This window comes from Pseudomonas sp. VA159-2 (assembly GCF_024126635.1).
Taxonomy (GTDB): Bacteria; Pseudomonadota; Gammaproteobacteria; order Pseudomonadales; family Pseudomonadaceae; genus Aquipseudomonas; species Aquipseudomonas muyukensis.
The window spans coordinates 127,841-154,544 of the sequence record NZ_JAMYBV010000004.1; the positions used below are offsets into that span (position 1 = coordinate 127,841).

At 65.1% G+C, this 26,704-nt stretch carries 23 protein-coding genes; 6 read left to right on the forward strand and 17 right to left on the reverse strand.

The genetic code is table 11. The annotated features are described in order from the left end of the window. The first annotated feature begins 2 nt into the window (after positions 1 to 2). A complete protein-coding gene (locus NJG22_RS05715) occupies positions 3 to 617 on the forward strand; it encodes a glutathione S-transferase (RefSeq protein ID WP_253093176.1) in 615 nt (204 codons plus the stop codon). A gap of 190 nt (positions 618 to 807) precedes the next feature. On the opposite strand, the gene creD is transcribed toward NJG22_RS05715, so the two are convergent. The 4 genes from creD to NJG22_RS05735 all read right to left on the reverse strand — a co-directional run bounded on the left by creD (position 808) and on the right by NJG22_RS05735 (position 4,979). Further along, positions 808 to 2,136 (reverse strand): cell envelope integrity protein CreD, encoded by a 1,329-nt coding sequence (creD, locus tag NJG22_RS05720; RefSeq protein ID WP_253093177.1) that lies wholly within the window; start codon positions 2,134 to 2,136, stop codon positions 808 to 810. Positions 2,137 to 2,256: 120 nt separating this feature from the next. Continuing rightward, on the reverse strand, positions 2,257 to 3,690 hold the full coding sequence (creC, locus tag NJG22_RS05725; protein WP_253093178.1) for a two-component system sensor histidine kinase CreC: 1,434 nt from the start codon (positions 3,688 to 3,690) through the stop codon (positions 2,257 to 2,259). After that, positions 3,690 to 4,370 carry a two-component system response regulator CreB gene (creB, locus tag NJG22_RS05730; RefSeq protein WP_253093179.1) on the reverse strand — a complete coding sequence of 227 codons (681 nt, stop codon included), beginning with the start codon at positions 4,368 to 4,370 and terminating at the stop codon, positions 3,690 to 3,692. The genes creC and creB overlap by 1 nt, the downstream gene beginning before the upstream one ends. Positions 4,371 to 4,478: 108 nt before the next feature. Continuing rightward, entirely contained in the window at positions 4,479 to 4,979 is a 501-nt protein-coding gene (locus NJG22_RS05735) for an ATP-dependent zinc protease (protein ID WP_253093180.1), read from the reverse strand. Between the two features lie 182 nt (positions 4,980 to 5,161). On the opposite strand from NJG22_RS05735, the gene NJG22_RS05740 reads away from it, so the two are divergent. Next, positions 5,162 to 6,049 carry an acyltransferase gene (locus tag NJG22_RS05740; RefSeq protein WP_253093181.1) on the forward strand — a complete coding sequence of 296 codons (888 nt, stop codon included), beginning with the start codon at positions 5,162 to 5,164 and terminating at the stop codon, positions 6,047 to 6,049. A 58-nt stretch (positions 6,050 to 6,107) separates the two neighbouring features. Here the strand turns inward: NJG22_RS05740 and NJG22_RS05745 are convergent, their stop codons facing one another. From NJG22_RS05745 to NJG22_RS05780, 8 genes are all read right to left on the reverse strand, one after another. Continuing rightward, positions 6,108 to 6,680 carry a DUF2780 domain-containing protein gene (locus NJG22_RS05745; protein ID WP_253093182.1) on the reverse strand — a complete coding sequence of 191 codons (573 nt, stop codon included), beginning with the start codon at positions 6,678 to 6,680 and terminating at the stop codon, positions 6,108 to 6,110. 128 nt (positions 6,681 to 6,808) lie between these two features. After that, positions 6,809 to 8,008 (reverse strand): formaldehyde dehydrogenase, glutathione-independent, encoded by a 1,200-nt coding sequence (gene fdhA / locus NJG22_RS05750; RefSeq protein WP_134689878.1) that lies wholly within the window; start codon positions 8,006 to 8,008, stop codon positions 6,809 to 6,811. Between the two features lie 276 nt (positions 8,009 to 8,284). Then, a complete protein-coding gene (purU, locus tag NJG22_RS05755; RefSeq protein ID WP_253093183.1) occupies positions 8,285 to 9,142 on the reverse strand; it encodes a formyltetrahydrofolate deformylase in 858 nt (285 codons plus the stop codon). A gap of 11 nt (positions 9,143 to 9,153) precedes the next feature. Next, positions 9,154 to 9,786, reverse strand: a complete 633-nt coding sequence (gene soxG, locus NJG22_RS05760) for a sarcosine oxidase subunit gamma family protein (RefSeq protein ID WP_253093184.1) — start codon at positions 9,784 to 9,786, stop codon at positions 9,154 to 9,156. Between the two features lie 160 nt (positions 9,787 to 9,946). Continuing rightward, a complete protein-coding gene (locus tag NJG22_RS05765) occupies positions 9,947 to 12,964 on the reverse strand; it encodes a sarcosine oxidase subunit alpha (RefSeq protein WP_253093185.1) in 3,018 nt (1,005 codons plus the stop codon). Further along, positions 12,961 to 13,296, reverse strand: a complete 336-nt coding sequence (locus NJG22_RS05770; protein WP_217850927.1) for a sarcosine oxidase subunit delta — start codon at positions 13,294 to 13,296, stop codon at positions 12,961 to 12,963. Before NJG22_RS05770 ends, NJG22_RS05765 begins: the two co-directional genes overlap by 4 nt. A gap of 16 nt (positions 13,297 to 13,312) precedes the next feature. Further along, positions 13,313 to 14,563, reverse strand: coding sequence for a sarcosine oxidase subunit beta family protein (locus tag NJG22_RS05775; protein WP_134689883.1), 1,251 nt, complete (start codon positions 14,561 to 14,563; stop codon positions 13,313 to 13,315). 15 nt (positions 14,564 to 14,578) lie between these two features. After that, positions 14,579 to 15,832 carry a serine hydroxymethyltransferase gene (locus tag NJG22_RS05780; RefSeq protein WP_253093186.1) on the reverse strand — a complete coding sequence of 418 codons (1,254 nt, stop codon included), beginning with the start codon at positions 15,830 to 15,832 and terminating at the stop codon, positions 14,579 to 14,581. A gap of 292 nt (positions 15,833 to 16,124) precedes the next feature. Here NJG22_RS05780 and NJG22_RS05785 point away from each other — a divergent pair, with 292 nt between their 5' ends. After that, positions 16,125 to 17,165 carry a low specificity L-threonine aldolase gene (locus NJG22_RS05785; RefSeq protein WP_253093187.1) on the forward strand — a complete coding sequence of 347 codons (1,041 nt, stop codon included), beginning with the start codon at positions 16,125 to 16,127 and terminating at the stop codon, positions 17,163 to 17,165. A gap of 119 nt (positions 17,166 to 17,284) precedes the next feature. Here NJG22_RS05785 and NJG22_RS05790 read toward each other — a convergent pair whose 3' ends face one another. The 3 genes from NJG22_RS05790 to NJG22_RS05800 all read right to left on the reverse strand — a co-directional run bounded on the left by NJG22_RS05790 (position 17,285) and on the right by NJG22_RS05800 (position 19,976). Next, the gene (locus NJG22_RS05790) at positions 17,285 to 19,222 is read right to left on the reverse strand and encodes a methyl-accepting chemotaxis protein (RefSeq protein ID WP_253093188.1); all 1,938 of its coding nucleotides are present in this window, start codon (positions 19,220 to 19,222) and stop codon (positions 17,285 to 17,287) included. 224 nt (positions 19,223 to 19,446) lie between these two features. Continuing rightward, a complete protein-coding gene (locus NJG22_RS05795) occupies positions 19,447 to 19,749 on the reverse strand; it encodes a cell division protein ZapA (protein WP_134689887.1) in 303 nt (100 codons plus the stop codon). Continuing rightward, on the reverse strand, positions 19,746 to 19,976 hold the full coding sequence (locus NJG22_RS05800; RefSeq protein WP_134689888.1) for a hypothetical protein: 231 nt from the start codon (positions 19,974 to 19,976) through the stop codon (positions 19,746 to 19,748). Before NJG22_RS05800 ends, NJG22_RS05795 begins: the two co-directional genes overlap by 4 nt. Positions 19,977 to 20,252: 276 nt before the next feature. Between NJG22_RS05800 and NJG22_RS05805 the strand changes: the two genes are divergently transcribed. Beyond that, the gene (locus NJG22_RS05805; protein ID WP_253093189.1) at positions 20,253 to 21,878 is read left to right on the forward strand and encodes a methyl-accepting chemotaxis protein; all 1,626 of its coding nucleotides are present in this window, start codon (positions 20,253 to 20,255) and stop codon (positions 21,876 to 21,878) included. Between the two features lie 122 nt (positions 21,879 to 22,000). On the opposite strand, the gene gbcB is transcribed toward NJG22_RS05805, so the two are convergent. Continuing rightward, a complete protein-coding gene (gene gbcB, locus NJG22_RS05810; RefSeq protein ID WP_253093190.1) occupies positions 22,001 to 23,101 on the reverse strand; it encodes a glycine-betaine demethylase subunit GbcB in 1,101 nt (366 codons plus the stop codon). A 298-nt stretch (positions 23,102 to 23,399) separates the two neighbouring features. Between gbcB and gbcA the strand changes: the two genes are divergently transcribed. Beyond that, positions 23,400 to 24,692: a glycine-betaine demethylase subunit GbcA gene (gbcA, locus tag NJG22_RS05815; protein ID WP_253093191.1), complete on the forward strand. Its 1,293-nt coding sequence runs from the start codon at positions 23,400 to 23,402 to the stop codon at positions 24,690 to 24,692. Positions 24,693 to 24,911: 219 nt separating this feature from the next. Then, positions 24,912 to 25,367: a transposase gene (locus NJG22_RS05820; protein ID WP_253093192.1), complete on the forward strand. Its 456-nt coding sequence runs from the start codon at positions 24,912 to 24,914 to the stop codon at positions 25,365 to 25,367. A gap of 561 nt (positions 25,368 to 25,928) precedes the next feature. Here NJG22_RS05820 and NJG22_RS05825 read toward each other — a convergent pair. After that, positions 25,929 to 26,699 (reverse strand): electron transfer flavoprotein subunit beta, encoded by a 771-nt coding sequence (locus NJG22_RS05825; protein WP_253093193.1) that lies wholly within the window; start codon positions 26,697 to 26,699, stop codon positions 25,929 to 25,931. Between the last annotated feature and the right edge of the window lie 5 nt (positions 26,700 to 26,704).

A 26,704-nucleotide genomic window follows, 5' to 3' on the forward strand; every position in this document is an offset into this window, starting at 1 on the left:
CCATGATCCTGTTCCATTCACCGCTGTCGCCGTTCGTGCGCAAGGTCATGATCGTGCTGCACGAGACCGGCCAACTGGAGCGCGTCAGCCTGCAGGGCGTGAACATCAGCCCGGTGAATGGTGACGCGCAGCTCAACCAGGGCAACCCGATCGGCAAGATCCCGGCCCTGCGCCTGGACGATGGCAGCGTGCTGCACGACAGCCGGGTGATCTGCGAGTACCTCGACACCCAGCATGTCGGCCTGCCGCTGGTACCCCGCGAGGGTTCGATGCGCTGGCGGCGCCTGACCCTGGCGTCCCAGGCCGACGCGATCATGGATGCGGCGGTGGCTTCGCGCTACGAGACCTTCCTGCGCCCGGCGGACAAACAGTGGGACGGTTGGGTCGAGGCGCAGGGCGAGAAGATTCGCCGCGGGCTGGCGAACCTGGAACAGGAGCACCTGGCAGAGATCATCTCCGGGTTCGATATCGCCTCGATCGGCGTGGCCTGCGCCCTGGGCTACCTGGATCTGCGCCAGCCAGCGTTCGCTTGGCGGGCGCTGTACCCAGGGCTGGCCACCTGGTTCGCCCAGGTCAGCCAGCGGCCGTCGATGCTGGCTACCGCTCCGGTAGCCTGAACCACCGCTGGCGAGGGCTTCGCCCTCGTTTCGCGCCACAAGGCCGCTCCCACAAGGTTTCGCGAGCGTCTGTGGGAGCGGCCTTGCGTCGCGAAAGGGCTGCAAAGCAGCCCCAGAGTTCACCTCGCTATCACAGGAAATAGCTGGCCAATCCTCACAGCCAACCAATGCCCAAGCTCTCTATCCTCCCTCATGCCATCCTCCCCACCCGCGACCAGTCCAGCCGCCGGGTCAGCACCATAAACACCCCGAGCAGGCCAAAGCACAGCAGCGAACCCATCAGTAGCGCGTAGTCCTCGGCGCTCAGCAGCCCATAAAGCATCGCGTACAACGCCGCCAGCCCCGCCGCGAAGCCGACTCCACGGCCCAGGCTGCGCAGCACATGCGCCAGGTAGAAGCCGATCAGCAGCACGCAGGCCGACGCCGACAACCCATAGGCCAGGGCGAAGCCCAGGTGCTCGGACAGCGACAGCAACAGCAAGTAGAAAAACGCCAGCGCCACGCCCACCAGGATGTACTGCACCGGATGCACGCTCAGGTGCTTCAACACCTCGAACAGGAAGAAGCCGGCAAAGGTCAGGGCGATGAACAGCAACGCGTACTTGATCGCCCGTTCGCTCTTGAGGTACTGGTCCACCGGGTCGACGAAGCTCACACCGAAGGTCGGGCCGGTGAAGTCCGCGCACTGCTGGGCGCCGACGCACTGGCGCAGGGCATCTTCCAGGTTGGTGGCGAAGAACGAGGTCTGCCAGTGGGCGCTGAAGCCCTGGTCATCGATGGCCCGGCGGCTGGGCAGGTAGCTGCCGATAAAGCTTGGATGCGGCCAGTTGGCGCGCATGTCCACGCTGCTGCTGCGGCCCACCGGCAGCACATGCAACTGGCCGGTGCCCTGCAAGGCCAGGTCGAAGCCGTAGGCGAATTCGCGGGCCTGCTGGCCATCGACCTGCGGCAGGCCGACATGCACGCCGCCACGCAGCCAGTCCAGGCCGGTGCCGGCCTCGAACGGCAGGCGCTGCTCGTCGAAGGTCAGCTCCAGGCCATTCTCGATGCCACGGATATCGCTGATGCCGACCGCCAGGTACGGCTTGTCGAAGCGGTAGTCCTGGTAATCCTTGTCGATGCCCCAGCGCTCAGGCAGCTTGAAGCGCCCGCTGATCCGGCTCTTGGCGTGGAACAGGCGCGCCTGGTAGATGCCGCGGGCGCGCAGTTCGGTGTCGACGCCGACATCGGCCTCGAAGGTTTCCGGCAGAAAATACAGGTTGCCCGTGACCGTGCTGGTTTCCTGCACGCTCTGGCCGTCCTTGTCGATCCAGCGCCGCTCGTACTTGCGGTACGGCACCACCAGCAAGGGACCGGTGATCTGCTGGTCGAAGCTGGAGCTCTGGGCGATATCGCGCAACACGCCGTCGCGCAGCGCCTGGCGCTCATCGATCAGGCCGCCGATCATCAGCAGGGGGATCAGCAACAGCAGGATCAGCACGGCAATCAGGCCGAGCTTGAAACCGAGGGTCTTGTTCATGGGTAGGGCTCCGTTTGCGATGGCGACAGTGTCTGCCTGGCACATGGAGCCTTCAGGGAGGGAATGTGCAGATTGTGTGGAGAATCGGGCCGGCAAGCCGGCGCCTGGCTTGGGCGTGGGTCAAGCGAGCCGCCGCGCCGGCAGCCAGAGCCGCACCCGTACCCCGTCATCGACGTTGTCCACGGCCAATGCCCCACCATGCAGCTGCATCACCTCGGCCACGAAGTTCAGCCCCAGCCCGGTGCTCTTGCGCCCGGTCGCGGGCCTTGGCAGCGAATAGAATCGCTCGCTCACCCGCTCCAGCGCATAGTCGGGAATGGCCGGCCCCTGGTTGAACAGGCTCAGCGCCACCCGCTCGCCTGCAGGCTCCAGGGCAAAGGCCAACACGCCTTGCCGCGGGGTGAAGTCCAAGGCGTTGTCCAGCAGGTTGGCCAGGGCCTGGCGCATCAGGAACGGGTCGCACAGCAGCCTGGCGCTGGCCGGTATGGCCTGGCGCACCCGTACCCCTGCCGCCTCGATACGCGCGCCCTGGGCCAGCAGCAGCTCCTCCACCAGCCCCGCCAGCGGCACCTGCTGCTGGTCCTCCAACGCCTGCATCTGTTCGACCCGGGCCAGGTTGAGCAGGCGCTCGATCATCTGCTGCAAGCGCTCGCTTTCGCGTTCGATATTGCCGGCGAAACGCGCCCGCTGCGCATCCGTCATCTCGCCCTGCAACAGCTCGGAGGCCCCGCGTATCGCCGCCAGCGGGCTTTTCAGCTCATGGGTGAGGGTGTGCACATAGCGCTCGACATAGGCCTTGCCCTCCAGCTGCGTGCGCATGCGTTCCACCGCCGTGGCCAGTTGCAGCAGCTCGCCGCCCTTGTAGTGCGGCAAGGCGGCGCGCTCGCCGGCGCTGACCGCCTGGGCGTAGTGGGTGAGCCGGCGCAGCGAGCGGGTCAGCCACCATGACAGCGCCGCGCCGACCAGCAAGCCGAGCACGATCAGGCCCAGGCCCAGGCTCAGCAGGCGCTGCTCGGAACGGTCGATGTAGGGTTGCAGCGAACTGTTGGGCTTGGCCACGGTGACCACGCCGATGACCCGGCCCTGATCGAGTATCGGCGCCGCCACATGCATCACCGAGGTGCTCTCGTCGTCCGGGTCGCTGCGGGTCGAGCGCGCGCCGTACTGGCCGCGCAGGGTCAGGTAGACATCGTTCCAGCGCGAGTAGTCCTTGCCCAGGTCCTGGCCGGTGGAGTCGAGCAGTACCCTGCCATTGGCGTCGGTCACATAGATGCGGTGGCTGACCTGGTTCTTCGCCAGCCCCCAGATCTGCGCGCTGGGGCGGCGTTCGCCATAGGCCTTGAGCACCTGGGCCAGGCGGCTCTGGCCCAGGGTGCCGCGCTTGACGTCGTCGCGCAGGATCTCCGCCAGCAGGTTGGCGGTGTCCACCAGGGTCTCCTCGGACGACTGGCGCACCACCGGGCGAATCTGCTCGCGCACGGTGTTGAGCAGGAAATAGCCCGCCAGCCCGACGAACAAGAAGTACACCAGGAAGATCCGGATCCCCAGGCGCATCAGGCCTGTTCCGGGCTGTAGCTGTAGCCCAGGCCGCGGTGGGTCTGGATCGGCTCGGCGTCGGCGGCCACCTGGCGCAGCTTGGCGCGCAGGCTCTTGATATGGCTGTCGATGGTGCGCTCGTAGCCCACGTCCGAGGCCACGCCCAGGCCATCGAGCAACTGTTCGCGGCTGAACACCCGCCGCGGCTGTTCGAGCAGGCTTTGCAGCAGGCGGAACTCATGGCGGGTCAGGGCCAGCGGCTGGTTGCGATAGACGATGCGCATGGCCAGGGTGTCGAGCTGGAAAGGCGCCGCCGGTTCGAGCGGCTCGGGCCGCGGTGCCATGCGCTTGAGGATCGCCCGCACCCGCGCGGCCACCTCGCGGGGGCTGAACGGCTTGACCACGTAGTCGTCGGCGCCGATTTCCAGGCCCAGCACCCGGTCGATCTCGGCATCGCGGGCGCTGAGGAACATCACCGGCACTTCGCTGAAGCGGCGCAACTGGCGGCAGGTTTCGAAGCCACTGATATCGGGCAGGCCGATGTCGAGGATCACCAGGTCGGCCGGGCGCAGGCGCTGCTGCTCGACGGCGGCGCTGCCCAGGTTCACCCACTCGGTGCTGTGGCCATCGGCCTGCAGGGCAAAGATCAGGGTGTCGGCGATGGCGGATTCGTCTTCGACGATGAGGATATGGGGCATCTGAGCGGCAAGCCTCGAGCTACAAGCTGCAAGTGAAAGCGGATCGCGGCAACTTACACCGATCCGCCGTTTCTTGCAGCTTGTCGCTCGATGCTTGCAGCTACTGCATCAGCAGCCGGGGTTGCCCGCCGTGAACTTCTCGCGCGGATCCACCGCCGCCTTGAACTTGCGCAGGGCCTTGGAGCCGATCAACAGCGGGTAGCGGAAGTTGCTGCGGTCGACCAGGTTGACCTCCACGGTGCGCTTTACATCGCCCAGGCACATTTCCAGGTCGATCACCGGGCGATGCGAGAGCGCTGGCGCCTCTTCCTCGTCTTCTTCATCGGCGCGGTTCTTGATTTTGCTGATGCGCGACACTTCGTGCTCGTAGACCTTGTCGCTGGCACCCTCGGTGGCCAGGCGGAAGCGCACCCATTCGTTGCCGTCGCGGTTGAACATCTCGATGTCCTTGGCCGACAACGAGGCCGTCCAGGCGCCTGTGTCCATCTTGGCTTTGAGGGTTTGGCCGATTTCCGGCAGCTTGATGTTCTCGTATCGACCGTAGATCGTCGGTTCGGCGGCCATGACCGGCAGCGCCACAAGGGACAGCAGGGCAAGCAGGGATTTCACAGGCGTGGCTTCCTTGAGAGGGGTCAGTGCTTAGACTGCATGAGCAGGATAGGTTCGTTGCCACAGGGTAAACAACACAATGTGAAACATTTGTTCCAGTTAATGGGCCTACGACGTTTGGCGTAGGCCGCTGCCCTGCTTATCATTGCCAACCGTTCACCTCACACAACAAGAGTTTCCTTATGCGTCGCCTGCTGACCGGCATCCTCACCCTCACCCTGCTGCTGCTCAACACCCTGGTGCTGATCGGCCCGCTGCTGGTCTTCGCCCTGCTCAAGCTGGTCTTGCCCGGCCGGGGCCGCGACTACGCCTCGGCGGCGGTGATGTGGATCGCCGAAACCTGGTCGGAAATCGACAAGGCCATCTTCGCCCTGTGCATCCCCACCCAGTGGGACATCCGCGGCGTCGACAAACTGCGCCAGGACACCTCCTACCTGTGCGTCAGCAACCACCAGACCTGGGTCGACATCCCCGCGCTGATCGAAAGCCTCAACCGCCGGGTGCCGTTCTTCAAGTTCTTCCTCAAGAAGGAACTGATCTGGGTGCCGCTGCTGGGCCTGGCCTGGTGGGCGCTGGACTACCCGTTCATGAAGCGCTACAGCAAGGCCTTCCTCGACAAGCACCCCGAGCTCAAGGGCACCGACCTGGAAATCACCAAGGCTGCCTGCGAGCTGTTCAAGCGCCAGCCGGTGACCGTGGTCAACTACCTCGAAGGCACCCGCTTCACCGAGGCCAAGCGCGCGCAGCAGCAATCGCCCTACCGCCACCTGCTCAAGCCCAAGGCCGGCGGCGTGGCCTTCGTCTTGGCGGCGCTGGGCGAGCAACTGGACGCGCTGCTGGACGTGACCATCGTCTATCCCGGCGAGCAGGCGCCGGGGTTCTGGGCGCTGCTCAACGGCAGCATCAGCCGGGTGATCATCGACATCCGCGTGCGCGAGCTGGACCCGGCGCTGTGCGCGGGCGATTACGAGAACGACCCGGCGTTCCGCCAGGCCGTGCAGGCGTGGGTCAACCAGCTGTGGCTGGACAAGGACCAGCGTATCGAGCAACTGCGCGCCGAGATGCGCTGAAGCCACACGCGGCCCTTTCGCGACACAAGGCCGCTCCTACAATGTCGGCGTCAGGCATTTATACCGAAGGCTGGCTCAACGGCGCAGGGGTGTTCCACAAGCTCCCCAGGTTCTGCAGCAACGACCCGGCAATCCCCTGCTGCCCCAGGTATTGCAGGATCAGCGGCGCAAACTGGCCAATCATGCCGGTGTCCATGCCCAGCGCCTTGAACGCATTGTCCAGGTCGCCGCGGTTCTCCACCTGATTGCCCAGGGCGTTGCTCAACGCCGGGGCGGTCTTGTCGTTACCCAGCAACTGCCCCAGGCCACTCAGGCCGCCCAGGCCATTGGCCCCGGACAAGAGGTCCAGGCCCGGCACGGCCTTGCTCAGCTGGCCATAGTCGTCGCTGCTCAGGTTGTTGCGCGCCAGCCCCAGCATCGCCCCGGCACCGCCCACGGCCTGCTCGGGGGTGATCTTCAACTCGCTGCCCAAGGTATTGAGCAGGTTGGCCTGGGCCGCGGGGGCCTGGACCTGGCCGCCGTGCTGCGGGGTCTGCGCGGCGGACACCGCATTGGCGACATCGCTCAGGTTAAAGGCGAACACCGGGCTTGCGGCCAGGGTCATCAGGGTTGCCAGGGTGAGTGCTTTCATCGGGAGGGACCTCGGTCGGCCGGAATGGCCGGGAAACGAGGCATATGACTGGCGCGCCGAAGCTTTGTTCCGGGCCGGCCATCGCCCGGCAAGCCCCCCGCCAGGAGGAGGCTTGCCGGCGAACGCGCTTAGGCGGCGCTGAAGGTCCTGTGCGGGTCGATGACGAATTTCTTCGGCACGCCGGCATCGAACTCACCATAGCCTTCCGGCGCCTGGTCGAGGCTGATCACCTGCACCCCCACCACTTCGGCGATGTTGATGCGGTCCCACATGATCGCCTGCATCAGCTGGCGGTTGTACTTCATGGTCGGGGTCTGGCCGGTGTGGAAGCTGTGCGACTTGGCCCAGCCCAGGCCGAAGCGGATGCTCAGCGCGCCGATCTTGGCGGCAGCGTCCACCGCGCCCGGGTCTTCGGTCACGTACAGGCCTGGGATGCCGATCTTGCCGGCGACACGGGTCACCTGCATCAGCGAGTTGAGCACGGTGGCCGGGGCCTCGTGCTTGGCGCCTTCATGGCCATGGCCACGGGCCTCGAAACCGACCGCGTCAACGGCGCAGTCCACTTCCGGCTCGCCGAGGATGTCGACGATCTGCTCGTGCAGCGGCGTGTCCTTGGACAGGTCGACCACTTCGAAGCCCTGGGCCTTGGCGTGGGCCAGGCGGGCCGGGTTGAGGTCGCCGACGATCACGCAGGCGGCGCCCAGCAGGCGGGCGGACGCGGCGGCGGCCAGGCCGACCGGGCCGGCACCGGCGACATACACGGTGCTGCCTGGGCCAACGCCCGCGGTGACGGCGCCGTGGTAGCCGGTGGGCAGGATATCCGACAGGCAGGTCAGGTCGCGGATCTTGGCCATGGCCTTGTCGCGGTCGGGCAGTTTCAGCAGGTTGAAGTCGGCATAGGGCACCAGCACGTACTCGGCCTGGCCGCCCGTCCAGTCGCCCATGTCGACGTAGCCATAGGCGCCACCGGCGCGGGCCGGGTTGACGGTAAGGCACACGCCGGTGTGCATCTCCTTGCACGAACGGCAGCGGCCGCAGGCCACGTTGAACGGCACCGAGACCAGGTCGCCGATTTTCAGGCGCTCGACGTCACGCCCCATTTCGACGATTTCACCGGTGATCTCGTGGCCCAGCACCAGGCCGACCTGGGCGGTGGTGCGGCCGCGGACCATGTGCTGGTCGGAGCCGCAGATGTTGGTGGAGACCACCTTGAGGATGACACCGTGCTCGATCTTCTTGCCGCGCGGGTCTTGCATCTTGGGGTAGTCGATCTTCTGCACCTCGACCTTGCCCGCGCCGAGATACACCACTCCACGGTTACCAGACATGCTCTTACCTCGCTTGATTTGTATTTATGCAGCGGTGGTGGAAAGCGCCGCCGATTCCGTGGGCGGCCTGTGTTACTGGATTGAGGGGGATTGTGGGCTGGATGGGCGGTGGGGCGGTGACTGGATGCGACAGGGGGATGTCTTTTTGCGGCAGGCAAAAACTGGGGCCGCTTTGCGGCCCTTTCGCGACACAAGGCCGCTCCTACAGGACTGTGCGATCCCCTGTAGGAGCGGCCTTGTGTCGCGAAAGGGCTGCGCAGCAGCCCCGGCACTCGATCAGAGAACGACAGTGCGATTGGCGTTGAGGAACACCCGCCGCTCGATGTGGTACCCCACCGCCCGCGCCAAGGTCAGGCACTCGATATCCCGCCCCTTGGCAATCAGGTCCTCGGGGTAGTGGCTATGGTCCACCACCTCGACGCCCTGGGCGATGATCGGCCCTTCGTCCAGGTCGTTGTTGATGTAGTGCGCCGTGGCGCCGACCATCTTCACGCCCTTGTTGTAGGCCTGGTGATACGGCTTGGCGCCCTTGAACCCCGGCAGCAACGAGTGGTGGATGTTGATCGCCCAGCCATCCAGGCGCCGGCACAGCTCCGGCGACAGCACCTGCATGTAGCGGGCAAGAATGACCAGCTCGGCACCACTCTGCTCGATCACCTGCAACACCTTGCGCTCCTGGGCCGGCTTGTCGTTGGGGTCGAGGGCGAAGTGGTAGTAGGGAATCTTGTGCCAGTGCGCCAGGGGCTCGAGGTCGGGGTGGTTGGAGACCACCGCGACCACCTCCATGGCCAGCTGGCCGATACGCTGGCGGTACAGCAGGTCGTTCAGGCAGTGGTCGGCCTTGGACACCATGATCACCACCTTGGGCCGGTGGTTGGGCGCGGTGAGCTCGAAGGCCATGCCGAAGGCTTCGCTGCGCTCGGCCAGGCCTGTGCGAAAACCGTCTTCGTCGAAAGCGTCCGGGGCACGGAACTCCACGCGAATGAAGAATCGCCCCGACAGCCGGTCGTCGAAGGAATGGTGCTCGGTGACATAGCAGCGCTGCTCGTACAGGTGACGCGTCACCACATCGACCGTGCCGAGCATGCTCGGGCAGTCGGCGGTGAGAATCCAGGTGTCCGGTGCCCGACTCATGGTGCTGCTCCTTAGGCTTCGATGGCCAGACCGTACTCGGCCGACGCGTCCTGCAGCCACAGCCACCAGTAGTCGGAGAAGCTGCGGCGAATCATCAGTTCCCAGGTGTCCTCGGCGGTGCGGCGGATCACCAGTTGCGACTTGGCGAACACCGTGCCGACGGCCTTGCCCACCGGGAAGTTGTTCGGGTGCACATCATAGCTGGTGGATTTCATCAGCACATCGCGCACGTTGGGGCCGCGCAGTTCGAGCAGGGTCTGCCCGCCACTGACGTTGACCACCTGGACATGCTGGCCGTCGAGGGCGTCGCGCAGCTTCTGCTCGACGGCGAACTCCTGGCCGCCGGGGACGATCAGCAGGTACTCGTCAGGGCCCATCCACTGCAGCGACATCTCGCCGTTGGCGACCACGGTCAGGGCCACCGGCAGTTCCAGGCCCAGGGCCTTGTGCACGGCGCCAGCGAAGGCCGGATCATGGCCATCGCCACGCAGGGTCAGGTGGCCGAGGAATTTCTTTTCGCGCAGGGTCACGCCTGCGTTCTTGCGGCCCTTGCCGACCAGGCTGGCCAGGTCGGCGTGGTGCAGCGGCGACTGGGCCTTGGCGTTGGAGCCGGGGTTTTGCTGGAAGACGTTGATAGCGCTCATGTGGTACCTGCCTTGAATTCTTGTTCGTCGATACGACGCAGCGTGGTGGTGGCTCAGGGCCTTGTTCGCCGGCAAGCCGGCTCCTACAAGAACAGCGTTGAACCTGTAGGAGCCGGCTTGCCGGCGAACAGGGCCTGGCTTGCCTCCACAGCCCCCGGAATCAAACGTTCTGCCGCTCACCCTTCGGATCGAAGAACACCGAAGACACGATCTCGGCCTCGATCACGCTGCCGTCGGCCTGCGGCGAATACACCCGCTCGCCCAGGCGCTTGAGGCCACCCTTGACCACGCCCATGGCGAACGAATAGCCCAGGGAGTTGGCCGCATAGCTGGAGGTGACATGGCCGACCATGTCCATCGGGATCGGCTGCTTGGGGTCGAACACCAGCTGGGCGCCCTCGGGCAGCCAGACGTTCGGGTCCACGGGCTTCAGGCCCACCAGCTGCTTGCGGTTCTCGCGGGTGGTGTCCTCGCGGTTCATGCCGCGCAGGCCGATCCACGAGAAGGCCTTGTTGCGGCCCACGCACCAGCTCATGTTGAGGTCGTCCGGGGTCATCGAGCCGTCGGTGTCCTGGCCGACGATGATGAAGCCCTTCTCGGCGCGCAGCACGTGCATGGTCTCGGTGCCGTAGGGGGTCAGGTTGTATTTTTTACCCGCCTCGACGATCTGTTCCAGCACGCCCATGGCGTAGTTGGCCTGCACGTTGATCTCGTACGACAGCTCGCCGGTGAACGAGATACGGAACACCCGCGCCGGCACGCCGCCGACCAGGCCTTCCTTCCAGCTCATGAACGGGAAGCCGTCCTTGTCCAGGTCGATATCGCTGACCTCGGCCAGCAGCTTGCGGCTGTTGGGGCCGGACAGGGTCATGGTCGCCCAATGGTCGGTGACCGAGGTGAAGTACACCTTCATTTCTGGCCACTCGGTCTGGTGGTACAGCTCCAGCCATTGCAGCACGCGGGCCGCACCGCCGGTGGTGGTGGTCATGATGAAGTGGTTGTCGCCGACGCAGGCGGTGACGCCGTCGTCGAAGACCATGCCGTCTTCCTTGCACATCAGGCCGTAGCGGGCCTTGCCCACGTCGAGCTTGGTCCAGGCGTTGGTGTAGATGCGGTTGAGGAACTCTCGGGCATCCGGGCCCTGGATGTCGATCTTGCCCAGGGTCGAGGCGTCCAGCAGGCCGACGCTGTCACGCACCGCCTTGCATTCGCGGGCCACGGCGCTGTGGATATCTTCGCCCGGCTTGGGGAAGTACCACGGGCGCTTCCACTGGCCGACGTCCTCGAACTCGGCGCCGTTCTTGACATGCCAGGCATGCAGCGCGGTGAAGCGCACCGGCTCGAACAGGTGGCCGCAGTGCCGGCCCGCCACCGCGCCGAAGGTCACCGGCGTGTAGTTGGGGCGGAACATGGTGGTGCCCATTTCCGGGATGCCTATTCCCAGCGAACGGGCGGCGATGGCCAGGCCGTTGATGTTGCCCAGCTTGCCCTGGTCGGTGCCGAAGCCCAGCGCGGTGTAGCGCTTGACGTGCTCGACCGACTCGAAGCCTTCGCGGGTGGCCAGTTCGATGGCGGCGGCGGTGACGTCGTTCTGCTGGTCGACGAACTGCTTGGGCGCACGGGCAGTGCCTTTGTCGTGGGGCACCTGGAACAAGGCCACGGTGGCCTCTTCCTTGCGCGCCAGGGTTTTCGGCAGCGTACCGACGCTGGCCTTGAAGCCGGCCTCGGTGGCGGCGCGCACACCGCCTTCGAAGCCGTCGGCGATCACATCGCCCAGGGCATAGACGCCATTCACGCCACCGACGCACACGCGCTTCTGCGGCGCATCGCCGGGCACGAAGCCAAGGATGTCTTCACGCCACACCGGGCGGCCGCCCAGGTGCGAAGCCAGGTGCACCACCGGGCTGTAGCCGCCGGAGGTGGCGATCAGGTCGCACTCGAGGGTTTCACCGGGGCTGGTGACCTTGTGCGCCTGCACATCGATGGCCGCCACCCGGGCGCCAGTCACGTGCTTGCTGCCCTTGGCCTCGATCACCGCGCTGGAGGTGAGGATGCGGATGCCCTTGGCGCGCGCTTCTTCGACCAGCGAGCCACGCGGGTTGTGACGGGCATCGGCGATGGCCACCACTTGCAGGCCGGCGTCGTGCCAGTCCAGCGCGGCGCGGTAGGCGTGGTCGTTGTTGGTCGACAGCACCAGCTTGCGGCCCGGGGCCACGCCATAGCGGCGCACATAGGTGGACACGGCGCCGGCCAGCATGTTGCCCGGCAGGTCGTTGTTGCCATACACCAGCGGCCGCTCGTGGGCGCCCGCGGCCAGCACCACCCGGTTGGCACGCACGCGGTGCACGCGCTGGCGTACCTGGCCGATGGGCGCGCGGTCGCCCAGGTGGTCGGTGAGGCGCTCGTGGATGGTCAGGAAGTTGTGGTCGTGGTAGCCGTTGACCGTGCTGCGCGGCAGCAAGGTGACTTCCGGCAGGGTCTCCAGCTCGGCCACCACGGCATTGACCCAATCGGCGGCCGGCTTGCCGTCGAGGGTCTCGCGGCTGTCGAGCAAGGTACCGCCGAATTCTTCCTGCTCATCGGCGAGGATCACCCGCGCACCGCTGCGCGCCGCAGCCAGCGCCGCCGCCAGGCCGGCAGGGCCGGCGCCGACGATCAGCACGTCGCAGTGCTGGTTCATGTAGTCGTAGCTGTCCGGGTCGTTCTGCAGCGGCGCGCGACCGAGGCCTGCGGCCTTGCGGATGTACTTCTCGTAGGTCATCCAGAACGACTTGGGATACATGAAGGTCTTGTAGTAGAACCCGGGCGGCATCATGCTGCCGCCGACCTTGCCGATGATGCCCATCATGTCGTTGTTGACGTTCGGCCAGCCGTTGGTGCTGGTGGCGACCAGGCCGGCATACAGCGCCTGCTGGGTGGCGCGCACGTTGGGGATCTGGGTGGCTTCGCTGGCGCCGATCTGCAGGATCGCGTTCGGCTCCTCGGTGCCGGCGGCGATGATCCCGCGCGGGCGCGAATACTTGAAGCTGCGCCCGACGATATCCACGCCGTTGGCCAGCAGCGCGGCGGCCAGGGTATCGCCGGCATAGCCCTGATAGGTCTTGCCGTTGAAGGTGAAGTTCAGCACCTTGCTGCGGTCGATGCGGCCGCCACTGGCGAGGCGATAGGTCTGGCTCATACTTTTTCCCCTTGGCCCTTGGCGGTCGCTGGCGCGGTGCTCTGTTTCGAGGCGGCGGTCACCTGCGGCTTTTCGCCGATCTTGTAGGTTTCCAGCACCTCGTAGGTCACCGTGTCACGGGTGACGTTGAAGTACTGGCGGCAGCCGGCAACGTGGTCCCACAGCTCGTGGTGGATACCGCGCGGGTTGTCGCGGAAGAACATGTAGGTGCCCCACTCCTCGTCGGAGCAGGCGTTCGGGTCCAGCGGGCGGGCGATGTGGGCCTGGCCAGACGCGTGGAACTCTTCCTCGGAGCGCAGCTCGCCGCAGTGGGGACAGAAGATTTGCAACATGACGGTTGTCTCCGGGTCAGTGGGCGACGGCAGCGGCGCCGTGTTCGTCGATCAGCGCACCGTTGTAGAAACGGTCGATGGAGAAAGGCGCGGCCAGCGGGTGCATCTCGCCCTTGGCCAGGCTCGCGGCGAACACGTTGCCCGAGCCCGGGGTGGCCTTGAAGCCGCCGGTACCCCAGCCGCAGTTGAAGAACATGTTCTTCACCGGGGTCTTGGAAATGATCGGGCAGGCGTCGGGGGTGGTGTCGACGATGCCGCCCCATTGGCGGTTCATGCGCACCCGGGAGAGGATCGGGAACATCTCGACGATCGCCTGCAAGGTGTGTTCGATGATCGGGTAGGAGCCGCGCTGGCCGTAGCCGACCCAGCCGTCGATACCGGCACCGATCACCAGGTCGCCCTTGTCGGACTGGCTGATGTAGCCGTGCACGGCGTTGGACATGATCACGCTGTCGATGATCGGCTTGATCGGCTCCGACACCAGGGCTTGCAGAGGGTGCGACTCCAGCGGCAGGCGGAAACCGGCCAGCTTGGCCATGTGTCCGGAATTACCGGCGGTGACCACGCCGACGCGCTTGGCGCCGATGAAGCCCTTGTTGGTCTCGACGCCGATCACCGCGCCGTTCTCTTTGCGGAAACCGATCACCTCGGTCTGCTGGATCAGGTCCACGCCCAGGGCGTCGGCGGCGCGGGCGAAGCCCCAGGCCACGGCATCGTGGCGGGCCACGCCGCCACGGCGCTGCACGGTGGCGCCAAGGATCGGGTAGCGGGTGTTCTTCGAGCAATCCAGGTACGGGATCTCGGCCGCCACCTGCTCGGTGCGAATCAGCTCGCCGTCCACGCCGTTGAGGCGGTTGGCATTGACCCGGCGCTCGGAGTCGCGGATGTCCTGCAGGGTGTGGCACAGGTTGTAGACGCCGCGCTGGGAGAACATCACGTTGTAGTTGATGTCCTGCGAGAGCCCTTCCCACAGCTTCATGGCGTGTTCGTACAGGTGCGCCGACTCGTCCCACAGGTAGTTGGAACGCACGATGGTGGTGTTGCGCGCGGTGTTGCCGCCGCCCAGGTAGCCTTTCTCGATCACCGCCACGTTGGTGATGCCGTGTTCCTTGGCCAGGTAGTAGGCAGTGGCCAGGCCATGGCCGCCACCGCCGACGATGACCACGTCGTAGACCTTCTTCGGCGTTGGCGTGCGCCACATGCGCTGCCAGTTCTCGTGGTGGCTGAGGGAGTGCTTGAAGAGGCCGAAGCCTGAATAACGTTGCATGGTGTTCTGCTCCACTCAGCGGTAGACCGGGAAGTCGGCGCACAGCGCGGCGACGTTCTTGGCCACATCGGCCTCGACATCGGCGTCGCCCAGGTTGTCCAGTACATCGCAGATCCAGCCGGCCAGCGCCACGCATTGGGCGACCTTGAAGCCACGGGTGGTGACGGCTGGGGTGCCGATGCGCAGGCCCGAGGTGACGAACGGCGACTGCGGGTCGTTGGGCACGGCGTTCTTGTTGACGGTGATATGGGCGCGGCCCAGGGCGGCGTCGGCGTCCTTGCCGGTCAGGCCCTGGCGGATCAGGCTGACCAGGAACAGGTGGTTGTCGGTGCCGCCGGAAACCACGTCGTAACCGCGTTCGATGAACACCTGGGCCATGGCCTGGGCGTTTTCGATGACTTGTTTCTGGTAGCTCTTGAACTCAGGCTCCAGCGCTTCCTTGAAGCACACCGCCTTGGCAGCGATCACGTGCATCAACGGGCCGCCCTGGGCGCCAGGGAACACCGCGGCGTTGAGCTTCTTCTCGATCTCTTCGTTGGCCTTGGCCAGGATCAGGCCGCCACGTGGACCGCGCAGGGTCTTGTGGGTGGTGGTGGTGACCACGTCGGCGAATGGAATCGGATTGGGGTACAGGCCAGCGGCAACCAGGCCGGCAACGTGGGCCATGTCGACGAACAGCAGCGCACCGACCTTGTCGGCGATCTGGCGAAAACGTGGGAAATCGAGGGTTTTCGAGTAGGCCGAGAAACCGGCGACGATCATCTTCGGCTTGTGCTCGACGGCCAGGCGCTCGACTTCGTCGTAGTCGATCAGGCCGGTATTGGTGTCGATACCGTATTGAACGGCGTTGTACAGCTTGCCCGAGGACGACACCTTGGCGCCGTGGGTCAGGTGGCCGCCGTGGGCCAGGCTCATGCCCAGGATGGTGTCGCCGGCTTGCAGCAAGGCCAGGTACACGGCGCCGTTGGCCGAGGAGCCGGAGTGCGGCTGGACGTTGGCATAGTCGGCGCCGAACAGCTGCTTGGCGCGCTCGATGGCCAGCGCCTCGACCTTGTCGACGTGCTCGCAGCCGCCGTAGTAGCGCTTGCCCGGGTAGCCCTCGGCGTACTTGTTGGTCAGGCCGCTGCCTTGGGCCTGCATCACGCGCTTGCTGGTGTAGTTCTCCGAAGCGATCAGCTCGATGTGATCTTCCTGACGTTGTTCTTCGGCATTCATCGCCGCCAGCAGTGCGTCGTCGTAACCCTGGATCTGGTCTTGCTTGCTGAACATCGTGTATCTCCCGGCAGCGATCGTTTCTTGTCTAGTGAGGGTCTTCTCACCCTTTGCGCCGATGGTATGACCGGGCCGGGGGGCACAGATGCCTGCGCGCGCCTTGCAATGGCGCGTTTACGACATTGGCCTGCAAGCGTCGCATAGACCTGCAGGCGCCAGCCTTGCTGGCGCACCGATGTGCCTGCCAGAGCAAGGCTGGCGCCTACCGGTAAGCGTCGTGACCTGTATAGGCAACCGCTGAATCGATGGTTTAGAGTGCGTGCCTGCGTCGTACAAAAGGACAGGCGTCATGACCGACAACAATCAACAATTCGCCAGCGACAACTACTCCGGCATCTGCCCCGAAGCCTGGGCCGCCATGGAAAAGGCCAACCAGGGCCACGAACGCGCCTACGGCGACGACCAGTGGACCGAGCGCGCCGCCGAGTACTTCCGCAAGCTGTTCGAGACCGACTGCGAGGTGTTCTTCGCCTTCAACGGCACCGCCGCCAACTCCCTGGCCCTGGCCTCGCTGTGCCAGAGCTACCATAGCGTGATCTGCTCCGAGACCGCCCACGTCGAGACCGACGAATGCGGCGCGCCGGAGTTCTTCTCCAACGGCTCCAAACTGCTCACCGCGCCCAGCGTCAACGGCAAGCTGACGCCGCAATCGATCCGCGAAGTGGCGCTCAAGCGCCAGGACATCCACTACCCCAAGCCACGCGTGGTCACCCTCACCCAAGCCACTGAAGTGGGCAGCGTGTATCGCCCCGACGAGCTCAAGGCGATCAGCGCCACCTGCAAGGAACTGGGCCTGAACCTGCACATGGACGGCGCGCGCTTCAGCAACGCCTGCGCGTTCCTCGGCTGTTCGCCGGCCGAGCTGACCTGGAAGGCCGGCGTCGACGTGCTGTGCTTCGGCGGCACCAAGAACGGCATGGCGGTGGGCGAGGCGATCCTGTTCTTCAACCGCGACCTGGCCGAGGACTTCGACTACCGCTGCAAGCAGGCCGGGCAACTGGCGTCGAAGATGCGCTTTTTGTCGGCACCATGGGTCGGGCTGCTGGAAGACGGCGCCTGGCTGCGCCATGGCCAGCACGCCAACCACTGCGCGCAGTTGCTGGCGTCGCTGGTGAGTGATTTACCGGAGGTGGAGCTGATGTTCCCGGTCGAGGCCAACGGGGTGTTCCTGCAGATGCCGGAGCATGCGCTGGAAGTACTGCGCAACAAGGGGTGGCGTTTCTACACCTTCATTGGCAGCGGTGGGGCGCGGTTCATGTGTTCGTGGGATACCCAGGAAGCCCGGGTGCGTGAGCTGGCGGCGGATATCCGCACCATCTTCGGCGCCTGATCCAATGCCGGGAGGGCTTCGCCCTCCTTTCGCGACACAAGGCTGCTCCTACACAAACACACCGCGCCCTGCAGGAGCGGCCTTGTGTCGCGAAAGGGCCGCAACGCGGCCCCAGCGGCCTAAAGCCTGAACCCACCCATCTGCCGCGCCAGGTCATCGGCCAGGCCACGCAATGCCTGGCATTGCTCTCGACACCCCTGCACTTCGCTGGCCGTCAGCCGCGCCAGGTCGGAAATCCCTTGCACGTTGCGGTTGATCTCCTCGGTCACCGCCGACTGCTCCTCGGTCGCCGTGGCCACCTGCTCGTTCATGCCGCTGATGCGCTCGACCTGGTCGGTGATCGCCCCCAGCGAAGCCCCGGTGCGCTGGCTCGACTCGACCCCGTTGCCAGTCGCCTCGCGCCCGGCCTGCATCGATGCCACCGCTGTGCCTGCACCGTGCTTGAGGCGCTGGATCATCTGCTGCACTTCGTCGGTGGAAAGCTGGGTACGCCGCGCCAGGGTGCGCACCTCATCGGCGACCACGGCGAAACCACGCCCCATCTCGCCGGCCCGAGCGGCCTCGATGGCGGCATTGAGCGCCAGCAGGTTGGTTTGTTCGGAAATGCTGCGGATCACCGCCAGCACCTCATCGATCGAGGCGACTTCGTCGGCCAGTTGCGCGACTGCCTCGGCGGCGCGGCCGATTTCCCCGGACATGCCTTCGATATTGTCGACCGAGCGCCGCACCACCTCCCGCGCCTGCAACGCCTCGTCGCGCGCCGCCTGCGAAGCGTGGGCGGCGGAGCCGGCGTTGCGGGCGATGTCCTGCACGGTCAGACCCATTTCATGCACGGCGGTGGCGACCATCTCGGTCATTTCCTGCTGGCGGCCCGAGCGCTCGGCGGTGTTGTCCACCACCTGGGTCACCTGTTCCACCGCCAGGTGCAGGCGCTCGGTGGTGCGCAGCACCTCGCCGATCAGCGCGCGCTGGCTGTCGAGGAAGCGGTTGAAGCCACGCGCCAGGTCACCCAGCTCGTCCTGGCGCGCATCGTCCAGGCGATGGCTGAGGTCGCCCGCGCCACTGCCGATCTGCACCAGCGCCGCGGTGACCTGGCGGATCGGCCGCACCAGGCCACGGGCCAGCAGCACCACCAGCAACAGCGAAAGCAGCGCCACCGCGCCGCCGATCAGGCAGGTCTGCCAGATCGCCTGGCGCGCCTGGGCATAGATTTCGGCCTCGGGGACCTCAGCCACCAGGGTCCAGTTGAGGTCGCGCAAGGGCAAGCCCAGGGCCAGGTAGTCCTCGCCATCACGCTGGAAACGGCTGCTGCGCAGGCCTTCACCTGCGGTCAGCACGGCCTTTGCCGCCGCGGCGTCCAACTGTTCGGCCAGTTGCCGCTTGCCGCTGTACTGCTGGTCGGGATGGACCTGGATCAAGCCATCGTTGCGTACCAGGAACACCTTGCCGTGCGCGCCGAAACTGAAGTCGTGGATCAGTTTCGACAGCTCGGTCATGCGCAGGCCCATGCCGGCCACGCCCACCAACTGGCCGGCCTTTTCCACGCGATAGTCGATGAACAGCGCCAGCTCACCGGTAGCGCCGTCGATATCGATGTTGATCAGGCGCTCGGCGCCGCTGTCGATGTAGCCGTAGAACCACTGGTCCTTGGGGTTGGCGCGGCTGAGGGTGCGATCCAGGCCTTTCTCGTTGTAGTAGTGGCCGCTGCCGGTGGAGACGAACAGGGTGGTGAAGGCGCCATTACGCTGCTTGGCGGTGTCGAGGTATTCGATGAAGCGCGGCAGTTCGGCGGGGGCTTCGCCTGCGGCCAGCCAGTCGCGCAACAGGGTGTTGCCGGCGATGTCCGCCGCAGCCACCAAGGGTTGCCCGAGCATGCGTTCGATATCGTTGCGTATGGCTTCGATGCTGGCCGGTAGCGCCGTGTCGAGCAGGTAGCGCTCGGTGAGGCGGTTGAGCGCCACCGTATAGATCACCACCACCACCAGGATGCTCGCCAGCAGGGCGGCGCCCATGCTCGCGATCAATTGCCACTGGATGCTTCGCCGCCAGATACGCATGCCCTTGCTCCCCGATAATTATTGTTTTTCGGGAAGTGTATACACTTAAGTATCCAGTTATTCCAGTGACCCGCGACAAGGCTTGGCGCGCCCAACGCTCCAGCAGGCAGGCCGAAAACAGCGTAGGAGCCGGCTTGCCGGCGAACACCGGCACAGCCGGTGCCATCCACCGCGGCGCCTGGTTCGCCAGCAAGGCTCCTACGGTTTAGCCGCGCGCAGGCGCGTCAGACGTCGGAGACGGCCTTGCTGATGGCATCGACCGTGGCGTCGATCTGCGCCTGGGTGCGCTCGAGGGTCTGGGCGTGCTCGCGTTGCAGCTCGATCTGCTTGGAGCACAGGTTCAGGGCCGCCAGCACCAGCAGCTTGTCGCCGATCAGGGTCGGGTAGTTGCGCTTGGTTTCGGCCAGGGCGACGTTGAGCATACGCACGGCCTGGGAGAGGGTTTCCTCCTGGCCTTCAGGCGCCTTGAGCGAATAGTCGTTGCCCAGGATCGACACGACGTTGACCGGCTGCGCTTGCAGTCTCATGCGTTCACGACACCCGCGCTGGCGCGCTCGACCAGGGCCTGGATGCGGGCGGCGGTGGCGCCGTGCTTCTCTTCCTGTTCCATCAGGGACAACTGCAGGCTGTCGTTCTCTTCCTTGGCTTGGGCCAATTCCTGGCTGAGGCTGGTGTTCTGTTCGCTCAGCTGGGCGTTTTTATGCATCAGGTCGCTGACCAGTTGCTCGAGTTGATTCAGGGAAGTTTCCAACATGCGTCTATCTCGGGTTGTTGCAGAGGGCGCACACGATAAGGAAAAACCTGCGCCCCCGCCATTAAATATAGGATTCAGGAAGTGTTTACCCGGTCAGGTTGACAGGCCAACCCCCACCTTGTTCCGACCTGGATCAACCGCTGGTCAGGAAAATAGATAGCTGGCTCACAGTTTCATCATTTCGGCCTCAAGACTCGGCGGTCACGACCGATAGCTCGGCAGGTCACTCTTAGTCGCATGGATCGCGGCACCTCATCTGCCTTGGAAACCGCCTCCATGTCCCTACGCAATATGAATATCGCGCCCCGCGCGTTGCTCGGTTTCGCCGTGATCGGCGTGCTGATGCTCGGCCTGGGTATCTTCTCGCTGATCCAGATGGGCAACATCCGCCAGGCTGGCGTGACCATCGAGCAAGTCAGCGTGCCCAGCATCAAGACCCTCGACGAACTGACCGCGCTGAACCTGCGCCTGCGCACCCTCTCCTACCGCCTGCTGCTCAACCGCGAGCCGGCCACCCAGCAGGAGACCCTGCGCCTGCTCGACGAGCGCAACGCGCAGATCGACAAGGCCCGTCGGGTCTACGAGCCGCTGGTCACCGCCGCCGACGAGAAGGCCGCGTTCGACCAGTACGGCCAGTTGCTCAATCAATACCGCCAGCTCGAGGCACGCATGCGCAGCCTGAGCCAGGCCGGCGACCTGGACGCCCTGCGTGACCTGCTCAACAGCGACCTGCTGGCCAACTCCGAGCAGATCAACAAGGTGATGGACACCCTGGTGCGCATCAACACCGACCAGACCGCCGACACCAACGCCGCCGCCGCCAGCCAGTACGCCGGCGCCTTCGCCCTGGTGATCGGCCTGCTGATCGCCGCCACCGTGCTGACCCTGCTGTTCGCCTTCCTGCTGACCCGCAGCATCGTCAAGCCCATCGAGGAAGCGCTCAAGGCCGCCGAGCAGATCGCCGAAGGCGACCTCACCCATACCATTCGCCCCGATGGCACCGACGAAGCCGCGCGCCTGCTGCAGGCCATGGCCAAGATGCAGGACAAGCTGCGCGACACCCTGCAGTTGATCGCCGGCTCCGCCACCCAGCTGGCCTCCGCCGCCGAGGAGCTGAACAGCGTCACCGACGAAAGCGCCCGTGGCCTGCAGCAGCAGAACAACGAGATCGAGCAGGCCGCCACCGCCGTCACCGAGATGACCAGTGCCGTGGAAGAAGTGGCGCGCAATGCCGTGAGCACCTCCGAGGCCTCCGGCGAGGCCAGCCGCTCGGCCGGCGATGGCCGCGACCTGGTGATGGAGACCGTGGGCGCCATCGAGCGCATGAGCGGCGACGTGCAGGCCACCGCCAAGCTGATCAGCCAGTTGGCCGAGCAGTCCCGTGACATTGGCAAGGTGCTCGATGTGATCCGTGGCCTGGCCGACCAGACCAACCTGCTGGCGCTCAACGCCGCGATCGAGGCCGCCCGCGCCGGTGAAGCCGGCCGTGGCTTCGCCGTGGTCGCCGACGAGGTGCGCGCCCTGGCCCACCGCACCCAGCAGTCCACCAGCGAGATCGAGCGGATGATCGGCAGCATCCAGGGTGGCACCGAGCAGGCCGTGGATTCGATGCGTACCAGCACCGAACGCGCCGAATCGACCCTGAACATCGCCCGGGGCGCGGGCCTGGCGCTGGACACCATCGCCGGCGCGGTAGCGCAGATCAACGAGCGCAACCTGGTGATCGCCAGCGCCGCCGAGGAGCAGGCCCAGGTGGCCCGCGAGGTGGACCGCAACCTGGTGAACATCAACGACCTGTCGGTGCAGAGCGCCACCGGTGCGCACCAGACCAGCGCCGCGAGCGCCGAGCTGTCGCGCCTGGCGGTTGACCTCAGCGGCCTGGTGTCGCGCTTTCGCACCTGAAAATGCTGGGGCCGCCTTGCGGCCCACCGCGGCTAAAGGCCGCTCCTACAAGGGAACGCGTATCCCGGTAGGAGCGGCCTTGTGTCGCGATGGGCCGCAAAGCGGCCCCCGACACGCTCGGATCAATACTCGATCCGCACATCCCCCTTCGGCACGCTGCAGCACGACAGGATGTAGCCCTCGGCCTCATCCTCCTCGGTAATCCCGCCGTTGTGCTCCATCGCCACCTCGCCGCCGAGCTTGAGCACCTTGCAGGTGCCGCAGATGCCCATGCCGCAGGCCTTGGGGATCATCAGCCCGACCTTGGCCGCCGCCGCATGCACGGTCTCGCCCGGGCCCACGCGAATGCTCTTGTCGCTGCCGACGAACTCCACCAGGTTGAGGTCGGCCACGTCCAGTTCCGGCGCATCGGCCGCCGCTTCGGCGTGCTCCACCGCATCGGCCTTGGCCTCCGGCGGCGTCGCGCCGAACGACTCCTCGTGGTAGTTCTTCATGTCGAAGCCGACCGCCTCGAGCATGCGCTTGACCGCGTTCATGTAGGGCGTCGGGCCACAGCAGAAGATCACCCGCTCCATGTAGTCTGGTGCGATCAGCTCCATCAGGCGCTGGTTGAGGTAACCGCGATAGCCCGCCCAAGGCTCGCCCAGGCCGTGCTTCTCGCAGACGATGTGCAGGCTGAAGTTGGGGATGCGCGAGGCCATCTGCTCCAGCTCGCGGTGGAAGATGATGTCTTTCGGCGAGCGCGCGCTGTGCACGAACACCATGTCGACATTGGCGTTGGTGTCGTAGAACCAGCGCGCCATGGACATCACCGGGGTGATGCCGACGCCACCGGACAGGTACAGCACCTTGCCCGCCGGGAAATCGATGGCGTTGAACAGCCCCACCGGCCCGTGCACCGGCAGCTCGGCGCCTTCGTGCATGGTGTCGTGGAGGAAGTTCGACACCAGCCCGCCCGGCACCCGCTTGACCGTGATCGAGAAGCTGTAGGGCACCGACGGCGAACTGGAGATGGTGTACGAACGCATTACCGGCTTGCCTTCGATCTCCAGCTCCAGGGTGACGAACTGCCCGGGCTTGAAGAAGAACATGATCGGCTGGTCGGCCATGAAGCAGAAGGTGCGCACGTCCCAGGTCTCCTGGATGACCTTGACGCAGCGCACGATATGGCGGCCATTGGCCCAGGTCTGGGTGGTGACCGGATTGAGGAAGGTATCGGACATGTTCATCTCCAGCAGCCGACTGTCGGCCTTTCTTATGGCTCCGATAATGCGCATCCCGCCGCCGCCGTACATTCCCATCCGCGACATCGGCGTGCTTATCGCGACCAGCCCCGCGCTACAGGGGCTGGCGCGTCGGAATTCGATTCGGCCATGTCGCCCATGGACATGGTCGTTTCAGTGCCCGAACGCACACTCCTCGGCAAAACCAACTGCTGTTTTCCACAGCAGGTAGCCTTGCGGCACAACAACAACGATTAGCCACCTTTTGCTGGCCGCACGCGGCCCCGAGGACCACACGATGGACGTCACCGCAACCCTGAGCCTGGGCGATCCACTGGAACCTGCACGCAAGGCCACCGCCGAGATGCTGCAGACCCGCGAGCGCACCTACTCGCTGCCGCAGCCGTTCTATTGCGACGAGCGCCTGTTCCAGATCGACATGCAGGAGATCTTCCATAAAGAGTGGCTGATCGCTGGCCTGGTGAGCGAGATCCCGGCCAAGGGCAACTACATCACCCTGCAGATCGGCAAGAACCCGGTCATCGTCATTCGCGGCGCCGAAGGCAAGGTGCACGCCTTCCACAACGTCTGCCGCCACCGCGGTTCGCGGTTGTGCGTCAGCGAGAAAGGCAAGGTGGCCAAGCTGGTCTGCCCTTACCACCAGTGGACCTACGAGCTCGACGGCCGCCTGCTGTTCGCCGGCACCGAGATGGGCGTCGACTTCGACATGAACCAGTACGGCTTGAAGCCGGTGAACGTGAAGGTGGCCGGTGGCTACATCTTCATCAGCCTGGCCGAGAACCCGCCGGCCATCGACGAGTTCCTCGCCACCCTGGACCACTACATGGAGCCGTACGACATGGAGAACACCAAGGTGGCGGTGCAGACCACCTTGATGGAAAAGGCCAACTGGAAACTGGTACTGGAAAACAACCGCGAGTGCTACCACTGCAACGGCTCGCACCCGGAATTGCTCAAGACCTTGCTGGAATGGGACGACACCAACGACCCGCGCGCCAGCCAGGAATTCAAGGACCACGTCGCCGCCTCGGCCGCAGCCTGGGAAGCCGAGAAGATTCCCTACCTGCACAAGAGCCATGGCCTGCGTAACCGCATCGTGCGCATGCCGCTGCTCAAGGGCACCGTGTCGATGACCATGGACGGCAAGGTGGCGTGCAAGAAGCTGATGGGCCGGATCAAGAACCCGGACCTGGGCTCGATGCGCATCCTGCACCTGCCGCATTCGTGGAACCACTGCATGGGTGACCATATGATCGTGTTCACCGTGTGGCCGATCAGTGCGCAGGAGACCATGGTCACCACCAAGTGGCTGGTGCACAAGGACGCGGTGGAGGGGGTGGACTACAACCCTGAGGACATGCGCAAGGTGTGGGACGCCACCAACGACCAGGACCGTCGCCTGGCCGAGGAGAACCAGCGCGGGATCAACTCCACGGCGTACCAGCCTGGGCCCTATTCGAAGACCTACGAGTTCGGCGTGGTGAATTTCATCGATTGGTACAGCCAGCGGTTGCTGAACAACCTCGGCGCGGAGCCAGCAGCTTATCTCAAGGAGATCAAGGCGCAGTAATCTGCGAACACTCCCAATCCCTTAGGAGCCAGCTTGCTGGCGAACCTCCTGCCTCCTGTTGGATTGGTTCGCCGGCAAGCCGGCTCCTACGGATTTGCGCATTGCCCGTAGGAGCCGGCTTGCCGGCGAACGTTCGCTGTTGTTACATCCTGCCTCGATAGCACCCACGCCTAAATGTGCTCGCCACCTAGACTTGCCCTGGTACCAGGGAGGTCCACCATGCGCATCGCACATGCTCACCGGCTGCGTACCGGACGCTACTCCGAAACCGGACGTCGCTACATCGTCACCAGCGTGGTACTGCACAGACAACCCATTTTTCTGGAGCTGCGCCTCGCCCGCGCACTCATCACCGAACTGCGCCTCGCCCACGAGCAACAATGGGCGCATAGCCTTTGCTGGGTTGTGATGCCTGATCACTTCCACTGGTTGATCGAACTGCGAGACACCGACCTTTCCGAGCTTATGCGCAAGGTCAAATCCAGAAGCACGCAGCGAATAAACCGCATAGCCTCCCGCCAAGGCCGCCTGTGGCAAAAGAACTTCCACGACCATGCCCTGCGCAAGGAACAAGACCTGCGCGCCACCGCCCGCTACATCGTCGCCAACCCACTACGCACCGGGCTCGTCACCACCCTGCGCCAATACCCCCACTGGGATGCCATGTGGCTTTGATCAAAAAACGATCAAACCCGTGTAGCCCGCAAGCCGCAAGGCCGCGCGCCATGCACAAACACTTTATCCACAGGTCCGCCAACAGCAATTGTGGAAACTGTCGCCCAGGGTGATTGATCAAATATTGATCAAAATGGTACAGCCCTCTGATTTAAAGGCCTGCAGGGGTAGCCGAACACCTTTTCCACAGGGTCGCCAACAGACTTTGTGAACGAATAGCCTGGACTCGCCAAAAATCTGTGGATAAGCCCTTAACCACCCGTAAACCTTTAACTTTCGGCAAAACGAAGAGCGATTGATCGTTTTTTGATCAATACGACACAGCCCAGTAAAATCGCGGCATACAGAACTAACCCAACATATTATCCACAGAGCGACCAACAGCGATTGTGAGTAATGTCAGCCCCCAGTCACCAGGCCAAATAAAAAAGCCACGGAGAGTGCCGTGGCTAGTATTGAACAAAAATTGGTCAACCCTTTGCAGGCCGCGAAAATAAAGGCCTACAGCAACAGGCAAACACTTTATCCACAGATCGGCCAACAGTTTATGGGCAAAACCGCTCAGCGCAGCACCCCCTCCTCCACCAGCAGCTTGAGGATCGCCTCGGCACCTTCCTGTGGCGAAACATCCTTGAGCACCTTGCCACCGCCGCCACTGGCCTTAGCCGTCGCCGCCTTCATGCGGTCGGCGCCACTCTTGGCCTTGATCACCTTCAGCCGCTTGGGCCGGGGCCGCGCCGGCTGCAAGGCCTGCGCGCCCATTACCGGGTCGTCCACCACCACCACGTTGCGCGCCGCCAGCACACCCCGGCGCGCCGGCCCGAACGCGCTTTGCCGAGGCTTGGGCGCAGCGTTATCCACAGTCGCCAACAACGGCAAGCGCACTTTCAGGCGGCGACGCTGACCCCGTGGCAAGGCCTGCAAGACCTGGGCAGTGCCATTGTCGATGGATTCCACCTCAGCCAGGCCCACCACCAGCGGCCAGCCAAGCTTCTCGGCGAGCAGGAACGGCAGCATGCCCGAGCCCTCGCCCGTTTCGGCCTGGCTGCCGGCCAGTACCAGCTGGGCCCCGGCATCGCGCAGGTAGTCGCCGAGCACGCCCAGCACGTCGGCGCCAGCGGGCTGCTCGAGCACATCCAGGTGCGCCAGGCCCATCCCCAGGTAACCCCGCAGCGCCTCCTCACGCGGATCGCCGGCATGCACCACCTGCAAGTTATCCCCAGCCAGCTGCAAGCCCAGCTCCACCGCCCGGGCATCCTGCTCGGCGCGACGCGCGCGGCCGGAGCTGGGGTGGGCGCCTATGGACACCAGGCTGATGACTTTCGTACTCATGCTCA